General features: G+C 39.0%; 17 protein-coding genes. 15 read left to right on the forward strand and 2 right to left on the reverse strand.

All coding sequences use genetic code 11. The features are described from left to right. Positions 1-197 precede the first annotated feature (197 nt). Both nrdG and VRHSUH09_RS00250 read left to right on the forward strand, forming a co-directional pair. Complete coding sequence (gene nrdG, locus VRHSUH09_RS00245) at positions 198-695, forward strand: anaerobic ribonucleoside-triphosphate reductase activating protein (RefSeq protein ID WP_054748832.1); 498 nt, start codon at positions 198-200, stop codon at positions 693-695. A gap of 2 nt (positions 696-697) precedes the next feature. Next, a complete protein-coding gene (locus VRHSUH09_RS00250; RefSeq protein WP_105081049.1) occupies positions 698-1,936 on the forward strand; it encodes a chloride channel protein in 1,239 nt (412 codons plus the stop codon). Between the two features lie 144 nt (positions 1,937-2,080). On the opposite strand, the gene VRHSUH09_RS00255 is transcribed toward VRHSUH09_RS00250, so the two are convergent. Beyond that, complete coding sequence (locus tag VRHSUH09_RS00255) at positions 2,081-2,629, reverse strand: gamma carbonic anhydrase family protein (protein ID WP_105081050.1); 549 nt, start codon at positions 2,627-2,629, stop codon at positions 2,081-2,083. Between the two features lie 20 nt (positions 2,630-2,649). After that, positions 2,650-3,603 carry a nitronate monooxygenase gene (locus VRHSUH09_RS00260; RefSeq protein ID WP_054748837.1) on the reverse strand — a complete coding sequence of 318 codons (954 nt, stop codon included), beginning with the start codon at positions 3,601-3,603 and terminating at the stop codon, positions 2,650-2,652. 559 nt (positions 3,604-4,162) lie between these two features. Here VRHSUH09_RS00260 and VRHSUH09_RS00265 point away from each other — a divergent pair. The 13 genes from VRHSUH09_RS00265 (at position 4,163) to VRHSUH09_RS00325 (ending at position 13,462) form a co-directional block, all read left to right on the forward strand. Continuing rightward, the gene (locus tag VRHSUH09_RS00265; RefSeq protein WP_009372088.1) at positions 4,163-4,297 is read left to right on the forward strand and encodes a rubredoxin; all 135 of its coding nucleotides are present in this window, start codon (positions 4,163-4,165) and stop codon (positions 4,295-4,297) included. Between the two features lie 101 nt (positions 4,298-4,398). Next, on the forward strand, positions 4,399-4,911 hold the full coding sequence (locus VRHSUH09_RS00270; protein WP_009350905.1) for a YceD family protein: 513 nt from the start codon (positions 4,399-4,401) through the stop codon (positions 4,909-4,911). A gap of 25 nt (positions 4,912-4,936) precedes the next feature. Then, complete coding sequence (gene rpmF / locus VRHSUH09_RS00275; RefSeq protein ID WP_004693428.1) at positions 4,937-5,113, forward strand: 50S ribosomal protein L32; 177 nt, start codon at positions 4,937-4,939, stop codon at positions 5,111-5,113. 78 nt (positions 5,114-5,191) lie between these two features. Then, entirely contained in the window at positions 5,192-5,743 is a 552-nt protein-coding gene (locus VRHSUH09_RS00280; protein WP_245875963.1) for a helix-turn-helix domain-containing protein, read from the forward strand. Between the two features lie 23 nt (positions 5,744-5,766). Further along, positions 5,767-6,570 carry an IS3 family transposase gene (locus VRHSUH09_RS00285; RefSeq protein WP_245875964.1) on the forward strand — a complete coding sequence of 268 codons (804 nt, stop codon included), beginning with the start codon at positions 5,767-5,769 and terminating at the stop codon, positions 6,568-6,570. Positions 6,571-6,917: 347 nt separating this feature from the next. Then, entirely contained in the window at positions 6,918-7,478 is a 561-nt protein-coding gene (fapR, locus tag VRHSUH09_RS00290; RefSeq protein WP_105081052.1) for a transcription factor FapR, read from the forward strand. Positions 7,479-7,481: 3 nt separating this feature from the next. Further along, positions 7,482-8,510, forward strand: coding sequence for a phosphate acyltransferase PlsX (gene plsX / locus VRHSUH09_RS00295; RefSeq protein WP_105081053.1), 1,029 nt, complete (start codon positions 7,482-7,484; stop codon positions 8,508-8,510). Further along, positions 8,494-9,489 carry a beta-ketoacyl-ACP synthase III gene (locus VRHSUH09_RS00300; RefSeq protein ID WP_105081054.1) on the forward strand — a complete coding sequence of 332 codons (996 nt, stop codon included), beginning with the start codon at positions 8,494-8,496 and terminating at the stop codon, positions 9,487-9,489. The genes plsX and VRHSUH09_RS00300 overlap by 17 nt, the downstream gene beginning before the upstream one ends. A 15-nt stretch (positions 9,490-9,504) precedes the next feature. After that, positions 9,505-10,449, forward strand: coding sequence for an enoyl-[acyl-carrier-protein] reductase FabK (fabK, locus tag VRHSUH09_RS00305; RefSeq protein ID WP_054747290.1), 945 nt, complete (start codon positions 9,505-9,507; stop codon positions 10,447-10,449). A gap of 10 nt (positions 10,450-10,459) precedes the next feature. Next, positions 10,460-11,401: an ACP S-malonyltransferase gene (gene fabD, locus VRHSUH09_RS00310; RefSeq protein WP_105081055.1), complete on the forward strand. Its 942-nt coding sequence runs from the start codon at positions 10,460-10,462 to the stop codon at positions 11,399-11,401. A gap of 1 nt (position 11,402) precedes the next feature. Further along, positions 11,403-12,146: a 3-oxoacyl-[acyl-carrier-protein] reductase gene (gene fabG, locus VRHSUH09_RS00315; protein ID WP_009372107.1), complete on the forward strand. Its 744-nt coding sequence runs from the start codon at positions 11,403-11,405 to the stop codon at positions 12,144-12,146. Between the two features lie 51 nt (positions 12,147-12,197). Next, positions 12,198-12,428: an acyl carrier protein gene (locus tag VRHSUH09_RS00320; protein WP_004693441.1), complete on the forward strand. Its 231-nt coding sequence runs from the start codon at positions 12,198-12,200 to the stop codon at positions 12,426-12,428. 77 nt (positions 12,429-12,505) lie between these two features. Then, positions 12,506-13,462 (forward strand): NAD(P)H-dependent flavin oxidoreductase, encoded by a 957-nt coding sequence (locus VRHSUH09_RS00325; RefSeq protein ID WP_009372047.1) that lies wholly within the window; start codon positions 12,506-12,508, stop codon positions 13,460-13,462. Positions 13,463-13,478 lie beyond the last annotated feature (16 nt).

Below are 13,478 nucleotides of genomic sequence, written 5' to 3' on the forward strand. Positions count from 1 at the left end.
CCCCCGAGTAGGGGGCAGCCAGTGGTAATAGAGTGGTTGTCAGATCATTCAATGCCCTCTTTAGAGGGCCACCACTAGAGAAAGACCCTTATAGGGTCAGAGCAAACCACCCGTTCTACGGGTGGTTATGATTGTGAGAAATAGAAATATATCTATATAGTGTAGATCATTTGATATGCACTACTATGGAGGTTATGATGAGATATGGGCAAATAAGACAATATGATATTGCCAATGGAGAAGGAATTCGTACATCTATCTTTGTGACTGGATGTACGCATTGTTGTTATAACTGCTTTAACGAAGAATACCAAGATTTTAATGCCGGTAAAATATGGACACAAGCTGAAACAGATCTAGTTGTCTCTTATGTTAAGAATCCTATCTGCTCAGGTTTAACTTTATTGGGTGGAGAACCTTTCCAAAATGTACAAGGTTTATTACCTGTAGTAAGAGCTGTACGAAGGGCTGCACCGGAAAAGAAAATTTGGGCCTATTCAGGGTATGAAATAGATGATATTTTAGAGGATGAGTTGCGAAGTGCTTTATTACAGGAAATTGATATCCTCGTAGATGGTCGCTTTGTAGACGAACTTAGAGACCCAGCCTTACGTTTTAGAGGATCATCGAATCAACGCATTATAGATGTGAAAAAGACATTAGAGGCTGGTGAAATTGTATTAGCAATGGAGTAGGTATGGCATTTGATAAACGAGTTATTGGGCTCATTATTATAGTTGGTTTTATAGCAGGGTTAATAGGTGCTTTTTATACACATTTATTACATGGAATTCAACAGTTTGTATACAACTATTCTGCCGCTGACCATCTGAGTTTTGGTGCCGCTGTAGCGCGTGTTTCACCATTAGAGCGTTTGATTCCTTTAGTTATATGTGGTGTAGTAGGGGGTGTAGGTTGGTTACTTATTCATCGCTATGGTAAAGGTGTTGTAGATATTAAGGCGGCTGTTTCAGGCAAAATGGATATGCATCCTATTACAACTTTACTTCATGCTACGCTACAAATTATTACTGTAGGTATAGGCTCTCCATTAGGTCGAGAGGTTGCACCACGAGAGGCTAGCGCAGGGATTACAACTTTTTTAGTTGATCATTTTGATATAAAGCGAGAAGATCGTCAGCTCTTAATTGCCTGTGCTGCAGGGGCTGGCCTTGCCGCCGTCTATAATTCACCTTTATCAGCGGCCATTTTCACCTTGGAAACATTGCTGCTTACTTGGAATGTTAGAGCTATGAGTGCTGCTTTAGTATGCTGTGGCTTAGCTACCTTTGTGACTCGGCAAGCTGGTGTAGGGGACGTCATTCAATATACGATGGCACAGCCTAGTTTGGGGAGTCATTATGTAGAATTTTCCATAGCCTTAGGCGCTATAGTAGCGGTGGGGGTAGTGTTATTTAATATTACTCAAAGTAAGTTACCGGCTATTCACCGTAGTAGTCCTATTATGATTCCTATATCAATCGTTGCATTTACACTTGTCGGTGTAATGGCTATGTACTTTCCTGAAATTCTTGGGAATGGTAAAGCTGGTAATGAGTTGACCTTTACAAATGATATTACATGGACGTATGCATTGGGATTATTTGGGGCTAAATGGGTTGCAGTATTACTCGCTTTGGCGGCAGGTGCTTACGGTGGTCGTATTACACCATCTATGATGTTAGGTAGTACATTAGCTATTGTATTTGGCACTATATGGTCCATTGCAGTTGCTCCTATATCTTTAGGGATGGCCGCCTTTATAGGGGCTGTAGCGTTTTTAGGTCTTGCACAAAAGATGCCTATGACATCTTGTGTGTTTATGCTTGAGTTATCTCGCTTCTCCGTGGAAATGTTGTTCCCTATAGCGTTGACGATGGGCACAGCGCTTATGGTAGAGCAGATCATTCAATCAAAATTAAAGAACGATAAATAACAATGAGTAGTAGATAGCAATTCATAGTAGTGAGTCACATTCATACTAAAAGCTAATTACATGCCTATAAACCAAAACATAAAGCGGATAGTTGTGTTAAGCAACTATCCGCTTTTGTTTGTGTAAATTTTATTGTATATGTGATTATACGATTTTGGCGTTTTTATCGTACTCCTCGCCACCGGCATCAGGAAGCATACCGTATTCCACAGTCCACAAGTGTTTATATTTTAACGCTTGATTATGAATGCGTTCAATTTGAGTTTCGTCTGTACGAACAACACGAGCTGGAATACCAACAACTAAGGAGTTAGGAGGGATTACAGTATTTTCTTTTAATACAGCACCAGCGGCGATGATGGAGCCAGAACCAATATGGCAACCACTCAATACGATAGCACCCATACCAACTAATACATTATCTTCAATTGTGCTAGCATGTACGATTGCACCATGACCAATTGTAACGTAATCACCTAGGACACAGGCCTTATCATCATCTACGTGCAAAACAGAGTTGTCTTGTACATTAGAGTAACGACCTACAATAATTTTGTTTACGTCCCCTCGAAGTGCGCAATTTTGCCAGATAGATGCGTATTCTTTTAATTCCACATCACCAGCAAGTTCTGCACCAGGCATGACACAACTTTTAGGATCTAATTTAGGATATTTTCCGTGAAATGGTAACATGAGTACTCCTATTATATTAATTAAACGATTTCAATAAGGCGTTGAGCTTTACGAATAGACATAATAGCTTCATTCATTACAGATTGAACGATAATATGAGCTGGCTCAATAGCTGTAAGACGGTTTAAACCTTGGCCTACTTGCACAGCACCATTTACAACATCGCCATCAATAGCGGCGCGTTTGTTAGTACCTTGAGACATTTTAGTGCGTTCCTCCGGCGTAGTAACACCATCAGTTTCAGCAGCTAGATAACGCGTAGTGAATTCATTTTTCAAGCTACGTACGCCACCGTGACCAGAGAGAAGACCTGTTACAACAGAGTCTGTATCTGTGGCGTTGATGATTGCTTCCTTCATATTTGGGTGTGCTTGGCATTCTTCGGCTAACAAGAAACGAGAGCCCATTTGCACGCCTTCTGCACCCATCAATAATGCAGCTGCAAGGCCACGACCATCTACGATGGAACCAGCAACAACAACAGGGATAGAAATTTCGGGTAAAATATTTTCCATTAAAGACATTGTGGTTTGGCTACCGATATGACCGCCAGCTTCCATACCTTCAACTATCATTGCATCGGCACCAGCATCTTGGATGCGTTTTGCAAGTTTCAAAGATGGAACAACAGGAATAACTTTGATGCCTGCATCTTGGAATGGTTTAATATATGGAACAGGGTTGCCTGCTCCAAGTGTGACAAAAGCTGGCTTTTCTTCAATGATAATATCTACTAATTCATCTTTATTTGGAGCCATTAACATAAGGTTAACACCGAAAGGTTTATCGGTTAATTCTTTACAAGCACGAATCTCATTGCGAGTCCACTCTGCATCGCGGCCACCAAGGGCAATTACACCTGTAGCGCCAGCGTTTGCAACAGCAGCGACTAATTTGTGTTCAGATACCCAAGCCATAGCGCCTTGGATAATAGGGTATTCGATTTGTAAAAGTTGAGTTAAAGCTGTTCTCATACATCCTCCTATGATAACAATGTAATAAACGATTTCTTTATTAAGCTTTAGATAATGTGTTTAATTCTTATATAAGAATTAGAGCTTTAATAAAGTAAAAGTATGTATAAGTATATACTTATATACTAATGTGATTAGGTGTATTTATTAGAAGCTATATAATGCTAAAATAATTTTTATATAGGCATATAAGCTCTTCTTTATATAATAGTATAATATATAAATTATGTATACCTTAGATAGATTGATTGCAGTTGTTAATTAAATAAATAAGCTGTTACTTTTACTATTGAAATAGTATGGCCTTAAACTTCAAAGAATATGGAAGAACATTAATGTTAAATTTGAAAAACTTTTAATTGATAATACATTTCAAGTTTTGTAAGTAGGATAAATCCGCATAATATATATGATTTTTAAATATTAGAAAAATTGAGAAAATAAGAAAATGAGTATTGAAAAGTTTCGATATCTTTGGTATACTACATTACAGATAGAGTATCTAATTTAATTAAAGATAAAATGTAAACAAAATTTTCAAGTGAAGGAGGAAATACACATGGAAAAATACGTATGCGTAGTATGTGGTTGGGTTTATGACGAAGCTGTTGAAGGCGTAAAATTCGAAGATCAACCAGCTGATTATGTTTGCCCACTTTGCGGTGTTGGTAAAGACCAATTCGAAAAAATGTAATTGACTTTCCAAAAAGGCTATCTTGAGTCCACTTAAGATAGTCTTTTTTATTTGACAAAGCACCATGTCATGTTTATAATATTATGAGTCGAGGTAAGATTATGAAACTGCAAGTAGAGCAAGCAAAAGAACATATAGGAAAGAAATTTCCTTATAGCTATACGATACCAACCTCTGAGCTTGGTGACGTAACTGCTTTTCCTTGGAGCCGTCATGATATAACCATTAATGGTGAGTTTTGGTTTGATGGTCAAAATTACATCGTTCAAGGTTCGATAGAGTCTAAAGGTGATTACGATTGTTCTCGTTGTTTAAATACAACAGAGCATAATCGTAAGGATTCCTTCGAGGAAATCTTTAGTGAACGTCGAGATGCTGCGGATGATGTGACTCCTTTCGATGGAGAGGAAATTGACTTAACCGAACTAATTAGGGATACATTAATCATCAATGAGCCCTCTCAAGTGTTATGTCAGGATGATTGCAAAGGATTGTGCGTTCATTGCGGAGCAAATTTAAATGTTTCACCTTGTTCTTGTGAATCCTTTGTGGTGGATCCTCGATTTGCAGAGTTACGTGCTTTGCTTGATGAGAAAGATGATAGATTGTCCTAATGATTGTACTAAGGAGGTGCAGATAATGGCAGTACCTAAGCGTAGATTGTCTAAATGCCGTCGCGATCGCCGTCGTGCTAATTGGAAATTAGAAGCTCCTGGTTATGTAGCATGCCCACAATGCCACGAACCTAAGATGCCTCATCGTGTTTGCCCTACATGTGGTCACTATAAAGGTGAGCAAGTAGTAGCTAATGCTTAATATGTGAGCGGATGAAAAGACGCCTACTTTGAACTGCACCCCAAAAATTGGACACAATTTTTGGAGGTGCAGTTTTTTATGTCAAAATATTCAAAAGAAGTAAAAGAAAAGGCTATTTATCTTTCTAAAAAAGGCTGGAGTCGCTTTAGAATTGCTAAAGAGCTTGAAGTTCCAGAAAGTACTGTAAGAAATTGGCTATACAAGTTTAAGCTTAGTCATAATTTGACCCATAAAATTGGTAAACAAGTATTTTCAGCAGCTTTTAAACGTAAAGTTCTTGAAACTCGGTGGAAGAATAAGTTATCCTATAATGAAACAGCAGAATTATTTAATTTAGATAACCCTGGTCTAATTGCCATGTGGCAAAAGCGGTATTTAGACGAAGGGATTTTAGGGTTGCAGCCCAAGCCTAAAGGTAGACCATCTATGAAACCGAAAGAACTAATACCATCTACAAAAGATCAATGTATTAAATCAGACAAAGAACGGATAAAAGAACTAGAAGCTGAAATCGCTAGGTTGAAATATGAAATATCTTTCTATGACGACTTTATGAAAGAAATGCGTGAAATTGCTAAACCTAATAAAGCTGTAAAAAAAAAGCACAAACAATTGCCATCGAAAGATTAAGAAAAATATATCCCCTTCAGTTTATGCTTGAGTACTTTGGCATTAGTCGTAGTACATATTATGCACGCTTGGTTAGCATAAAAAAGGGAGACAAATATGCAGAGGAACGAGAAGCGATTCGTACACTGGTAACGATGAATAAAGGTCGCTACGGATATCGCCGAATCACAATAGCATTACATAAATTAGGCTTCCATATGAATCACAAAGTTGTGATGCGTATTATGAAGGAAGAAAACTTAACATGTAAAGTTCGTCTAAAGAAGTACCGTTCATATAGGGGTACCGAAGGAAAAATTGCTCCTAATATCATTAAGCGAAACTTTACGGCAACAAAGCCAGATCAAAAATGGACAACAGATATTACCGAATTCCACTTGTTTGGGCGTAAGGTTTATTTATCACCAATCTTAGATATGTATAATGGAGAAATTGTATCCTATGAAATATCAGAACGCCCTGTATTAACACAGGTGTTATCTATGCTAGATAAGGCCTTTAAAAACAGGCCACATAGCAAAGGTTGTATCTTACATTCGGATCAAGGCTGGCAGTACCAGCATAGCAGTTATCAAGAAACATTAAAAAATCACGCTATCATCCAAAGTATGTCTCGAAAAGGAAACTGTTTGGATAATAGCGTGATGGAAAACTTCTTTGGCTTACTAAAGTCAGAGTTGTTATATTTAGAGGAATTTACTTCCTATGAAGATTTTATCAACAAATTAAGAGATTATATTGATTATTACAATACAAAACGCATTAAGCTCAAATTAAAAGGAATGAGTCCGGTAGAATACCGAACTCATTCCCAAAAAGTAGCTTAATTATATCTGTCCAAGAAAATGGGTGCAGATCACTTCGGTAGGTGTCTTTTTTTTACACTTTTTTATTTTATATTTTTATATAGTTATAGTTTTTAGTTATATACTTATAACTTTATATGCCACTTAATTAGTAGTAAGTGTCACTATTTTATAGTAAGATTAATCTATAAGGTAGTGGCATTTTTTATACTTATATAAACTAAAAGATACTTAAATATAAAATTATAACTATATTTTGTATATGTCATCAAAATCTGTTACTATATGTATGAAAAGCCTTGCCAATAGGGGAATTATTGTATATACTTAGGATGTAATATTAATACTAGGTCATAAAAGGTGGTCCCATGAGTCGGTTAAAGAAGCAAGAGCGCCAAAAGCAGTTACAAGAAAAACTGAATATTACGCCATTTCTTACTGATGAAGAATTGGCAACGCACTTTGGTGTAAGTGTGCCAACAATTCGTCTCGATCGACTAGAGTTGGGGATTCCTGAATTGCGTGAACGCATTCGCGTCATGGCTACAGGTCAATCACATGAAGCGGTAGAACATATACCGTATGAAGTGGTTGGGGAGCTAATCGATGTCACCGAAGGGCAACAAGCATTATCTATGCTACGCACTACGGCTGATATGGAAGATCGTTTCGGACATGTAGAGCCGCAGTATTTATATGCTCAAGCAAATTCCCTCGCAAAAGTAGTCATGGGGACTACTGTTTGTTCTGCGGAAGTTGGAAATATAAAATACAAGAACCCAGTAGGAGCTGGTACAAATTTGGTGGCAAAAGCAGAAATTGTTCGCCGCCGAGGTAATAAGTTCTTTATTTGGGTCATCATAAGAGATAAAATAAAAGAAGTATTTCGCGCAAAATTTATTATGGAATCCGTAGAGAATAGGGTGTAAATTATGAAAATTGCAATAGACGCCATGGGTGGCGACTTTGCTCCATTGGAGCCTGTACTAGGGTCCATTGAAGCCGTACGAGCAAATGAACACATTGAAGTGGTGCTCGTCGGCGATGAGCAGCAAATTTTTAACATATTAGAAGCTAGGAATGAAGCTAAGAATCCACGTATTTCTGTACATCATGCCAGTGAAGTAATCGGTATGGATGAACATCCAGGTCAAGCATTGCGCAAGAAAAAAGATGCATCTATTGTAGTGGCTACAGCGCTAGTTCGCGATAATCATTGTGATGCCGTAATTGCTCCTGGTAGCACCGGTGCTGCTGTTGCAGCTGCCCTGTTTGGTCTTGGTCGCATTAAGGGTGTAGATCGTCCTGTTATTGCAACACCAATGCCTACAGTAAGTGGTATTACTGTTATGCTAGATTCAGGTGCAAATTCAAACTGTAAACCTAAACATCTTGTACAAGGTGCATTGATGGGTTCTGAATATGCTAAGCTTTTAATAGGTAAAGAGAATCCTACTGTAGGATTACTAAACATCGGCGAAGAAGCCACAAAAGGGAACGATGTCGTTCTAGCCACGTATCCAATCTTGGAACGTATGAAGATTATCAACTTTATAGGCAATATTGAAGGTCGTGATATTCCAAAAGGGACTGTTGATGTTGTTGTATGTGATGGCTTTGTAGGTAATGTAGTATTGAAATTTGCGGAAGGCTTGGTAACAGGCCTAACACAATTAGTAAAGGATAGCATTATGGCGGGCAGTATTTTTGCCAAGATTGGTGCTATGTTAGTAAAGCCAGCTTTGAAAAAAATGGCAAAACGCTTAGATCACACTGAAAATGGTGGTGCTCCACTCTTAGGTGTTAATGGTTTATTTATGATTTCTCATGGTAGTTCTAAGGCCAAAGAGATTAAGAGTGCTATCGAAATTGCTGATGATCTAGTAGAGCGTAAAATTATTCAACACATTCGTGATACGATGGAAATTGAAGGAGCCTTAAAGTATGACTATGATGAATAAACCTGTAGGGATCATTGGTACTGGGAGCTTCCTTCCTGACAATGTAGTAACAAACTTTGATCTTGAAAAAATGGTTGATACCAACGACCAATGGATTAGAGAACGTACTGGTATTGAAGAACGACGCATTGCACCGGAAGGTATGAACACATCCTATATGGCAACAGAGGCAGCCAAGAAAGCATTGCAAATGGCTAAGGTCAATGCAGAAGACATCGATATGATTATCTTTGCTACCTTAACACCAGATATGATTATTCCTTCTGCAGCTTGTATTTTACAAGCGAACTTAGGAGCTAAAAACGCTGCAGCTTACGATTTACAAGCGGCCTGTTCTGGCTTTGTATATGGCTTGATTACTGCAGCTAGTTATATTAGTTCTGGCATTTATAAGAAGGTACTCGTTGTAGGGGCAGAAATTCTTTCCCGTCGAGTAAACTGGAATGATCGTGGCACATGTATCCTCTTCGGTGATGGTGCAGGTGCTGCAGTAGTATCTGAAGTACCTGAAGGTTACGGTATTAAAGGTATTGATATGGGCGCCGACGGCACTGGTGGACCAGCACTTTGTATTCCAGCAGGTGGTACTGCTGTGGTTGCTAATGATCAACGGGTAGAAGAAGGCTTGACATTCATTCACATGGATGGCCCTGAAGTATATAAATTTGCTGTTAAAACGATGGGGCGTACTGTTTTAAAATCTTTAGAACGTGCTGGTATGGAGCTCAATGAATTAGATTACTTCATCCCTCATCAAGCAAATATTCGGATTATTGATTCGGCAGCGAAACGATTACATCTGCCGATGGAAAAAGTTTTTGTCAATTTACATAAGTATGGTAATACATCTGCCGCGTCTGTAGCGATTGCTCTTGATGAAGCAAATCGTGAAGGACATTTCAAACGTGGAGATAATATTGCGTTTGCAGGATTTGGTGCGGGTCTAACATGGGCAAGCCTAGTCTTGAAATGGTATTAAGGAGGACACATCAAGATGATTAAGACTGACATTTGTGATTTATTGCGGATTGAGTATCCAATCTTACAAGGTGGTATGGCTTGGCTCGGTACTGCAGAATTAGCGGCAGCCGTATCTGAAGCAGGTGGCCTTGGCCTCATTGGTGCTGGTCACATGCCTCCTGATATTTTCCGTAACGAAATCCATAAATTAAAAGAGCGTACTAATAAGCCTTTCGGTTGTAACATTATGCTCATGTCTCCATTCGTAAAAGAAGTTATGGAAGTAGTTGTGGAAGAACGCGTTCCTGTTATCACCACAGGTGCAGGTAACCCTGGCGTATATATTCCAGCTTTGAAAGAAATTGGCACTAAAGTTATTCCTGTTGTAGCATCCGTATTATTAGCAAAACGCTTATTGCGTGGTGGTATCGATGCGATTATTGCAGAAGGTACAGAGTCTGGTGGTCACGTAGGTGACATTACAACTATGGCATTAATCCCACAAGTAGTTGATGCTGTAGATGTACCAGTAATTGCTGCTGGTGGTATTGCTGATGGTCGTGGTATGGCTGCGGCATTTGCATTAGGTGCTAAAGCAGTACAAATGGGTACACGCTTCGTATTATCTGAAGAGTGTATCGCTCATGAAAATTATAAAAATGCTGTATTGAAAGCAAAAGATCGTGCTACAGTTATGACTGGTTTAACAACAGGTCACCCTGTTCGTATTATCGATAATTCTTTAGCTCATAAATACAAAAACCTTGAATTCAGTGGTGGTTCTAAAGAAGAACTAGAAGCATTAGGTGCAGGTACACTTCGTAAAGCTGCTATTGATGGAGATGTAAAAGAAGGTTCTGTAATGATCGGTCAAATTTCTGGTATGTTAACAGATATTAAACCATGTGCAACTATCATTAAAGATATTATGACTGAAACTGAAACTGTAATTAAGAATCTTCAAGGTCTGAATAAATAAGGAGGCCCTCATGAAAACGGCATTTGTTTTTCCTGGTCAAGGTTCCCAAAAAGTAGGCATGTTACAAGATTTGTACAATGAGTATCCTATTGTGAAGCAACGTTTTGAAGAAGCAGACGAAGCACTTGGTTATTCTATTACTAAATTATGTTTCGAAGGTCCTGATACAGAGCTCGTTAAAACAGCAAATACACAACCAGCTATTTTGACTGCATCCGTAGCTTGTTATGAAGTTCTTAAAGAGCAAGGCTTCACACCTGATATCGTAGGTGGTCATAGCCTTGGCGAATATAGTGCTCTAGTAGCAGCTGGCGTATTAAACTTTAAAGATGCTGTATATGTAGTTCATAAACGTGGTCAATACATGCAAGAAGCAGTGCCATTGGGCAAAGGCGCTATGGCTGCAATCTTGGCATTACCTCGTGAGCAAGTTGTAGAAATTTGTGAAGAAGTAAGTGCATCTGTTGGCTCTGTACAAGCAGTTAACTTTAACTGCCCAGGTCAAATCGTTATTGCCGGTGAAACTGCAGCGGTGGAAGCAGCTGCTGAAAAAATGAAAGAAGCAGGTGCAAAACGTGCAGTTATGCTTCCTGTAAGTGCTCCATTCCACAGCCGTTTGATGGAACCAGCGGCCCTTCGTTTAAAAGAAGAGTTGGATAAAATCCAAGTAAACGATGCTCAAATTCCTGTAGTAGCAAACGTAACAGGTAAAATCTTAACTAATGCAAATGACATTAAAGAATCCTTAGTTACTCAAGCAGCTAACCCTGTATTATGGGAAGACTGCGTAGCTGAAATGGTAAACTTTGGTGTAACTAGCTTCGTTGAAGTAGGCCCTGGCAAAGTGCTTACAGGATTTACTAAGAAGATCAACAAAGATATGGAATTAGCCAATGTTGAAGACATTGCATCCTTAGAGAAAACGCTTGAATTTTTGAAAGGGGTTCGATAAAATGCATTTAGAGGGTAAAGTAGCCATTGTAACTGGCGCATCCCGTGGCATTGGTCGCGCTGTAGCTATTCATTTAGCACAATCTGGTGCTGATGTTGTAGTTAACTATAGCGGTAGCGAAGGTGCAGCTCAAGAAACTGTAGAAGCTGTACAAGCGTTAGGCCGTAAAGCCATTAAAATTAAAGCCAATGTAGCTAATGCTGATGAAGTTGCTGCTATGGTTGAAGAAGCTCATAAAGAGTTTGGTCACATTGACATTCTCGTAAATAATGCGGGTATTACGCGTGATGGTTTGTTAATGCGTATGAAAGATGAAGATTTTGATGCTGTTATCGATATCAACCTTAAAGGTGTATACTTGGTAACTAAAGCAGTATCTAAAATCATGATGAAACAACGTTCTGGTCATATTATCAACATGACATCTGTTGTAGGTGTTATGGGTAATGCTGGTCAAACTAACTACGCTGCTTCTAAAGCTGGCGTAATTGGTTTCACTAAATCTTGTGCTAAAGAATTGGCTAGCCGTGGCATTACAGTTAATGCTATTGCACCAGGCTTTATCAATACAGATATGACTGATGTATTACCAGAAAAAGTTAAAGAAGCTATGGTTACTGAAATTCCATTGGGCCGCATGGCTGATGCTGAAGAAGTGGCAACTGTAGTAACATTCCTTGCTAGTGATTTTGCTAATTATATTACTGGCCAAGTCATCAATGTAGATGGCGGCATGGTAATGTAGTTGTAAAATTAGACTATATATAAATACACTTTGAAAGGAGGTGAACCACCAATGAACACTTTCGATAAAGTAAAAGCAATCGTTGTGGAACAATTAGGCGTTGATGAAGCTGAAGTTACCATTGATTCTACATTCATCGACGACTTAGGCGCTGACTCCTTAGATATCGTTGAATTAATCATGGCATTCGAAGAAGAATTCAATGTTGAAATCCCTGACGACGTTGCAGAAAAAATTAAAACCGTTAAGGATACAGTAGAATATATTGATTCTGCTAAATAAGCTGTAAAGCTGACAATTCAGCCGAACGGGAGGCCGAGTGGCCTCCCCACCGGTTTTATTTACAGGAGGATTTGATAGTGAAGCTCCCTGAACTTCGCATTGGGAATCTAGTGGCCAAAGTACCTATCATTCAAGGTGGTATGGCGATTAGATTGTCTACAGCTCGCTTGGCAGCAGCCGTTGCAAATGAAGGTGGTATCGGCCTTATTGCGGCATCCGGTTTGCCTTTTGATGAATTACGATACGAAATACAATTAGCTAGAAAATTATCACCTACGGGTATTATTGGTATAAATGCGATGGTTGCAGCAACTCAATTTGCTGGTCTAGTAAAAACTGCCATCGAAGAGGGCATTGATCTTGTAGTAGCAGGTGCTGGTTTTTCAAGAGATATGTTCGCTATGGGCAAAGAGTCTGGTACTCCAATTGTACCAATCGTTTCGTCCGCAAAATTAGCTCGCATTTCTGAAGGTTTAGGTGCGGCAGCAGTAATCGTAGAAGGCTGTGAAGCTGGTGGTCACTTGGGTACGGATCGTTCCGCTCGAGACATCGTTCCAGAAGTTGTAGCAGCTGTTAAAAACATTCCAGTAATTGGTGCTGGTGGTGTTCTCGATGGCCGTGATATCGTAGAAATGTTGAAATTAGGTGCTAGTGGTGTTCAAATGGGTAGCCGTTTTGCGGCTTCTGACGAATGTAATGCATCTGATGAATTGAAAAAAATGTATGTACGGGCTACAAACCCTGAGGACATTGTATTAATTCAAAGTCCTGTAGGTTTGCCTGGTCAAGCAATTAAAAACAAATTTGCTGAATCTGTATTAGACGGTACTGTAGCACCTCCAACGGTGTGTGATAACTGTTTAAAACATTGTTCCCATAAATTCTGTATCATCCGCGCTCTTTCTCGTGCACAACAAGGTGATGTGGAAACTGGTTTGGTGTTCTCTGGCAATAATATGAGAAAAGTCGATAAAATTATGCCAGTTAAAGATATCTTTGCTCAATTAAAACAGCAAGTAGCAGAGATAGATTAATTTAAAAGGGCTGTAT

It is taken from the genome of Veillonella rogosae JCM 15642, from assembly GCF_002959775.1.
Lineage (GTDB): Bacteria > Bacillota > Negativicutes > Veillonellales > Veillonellaceae > Veillonella > Veillonella rogosae.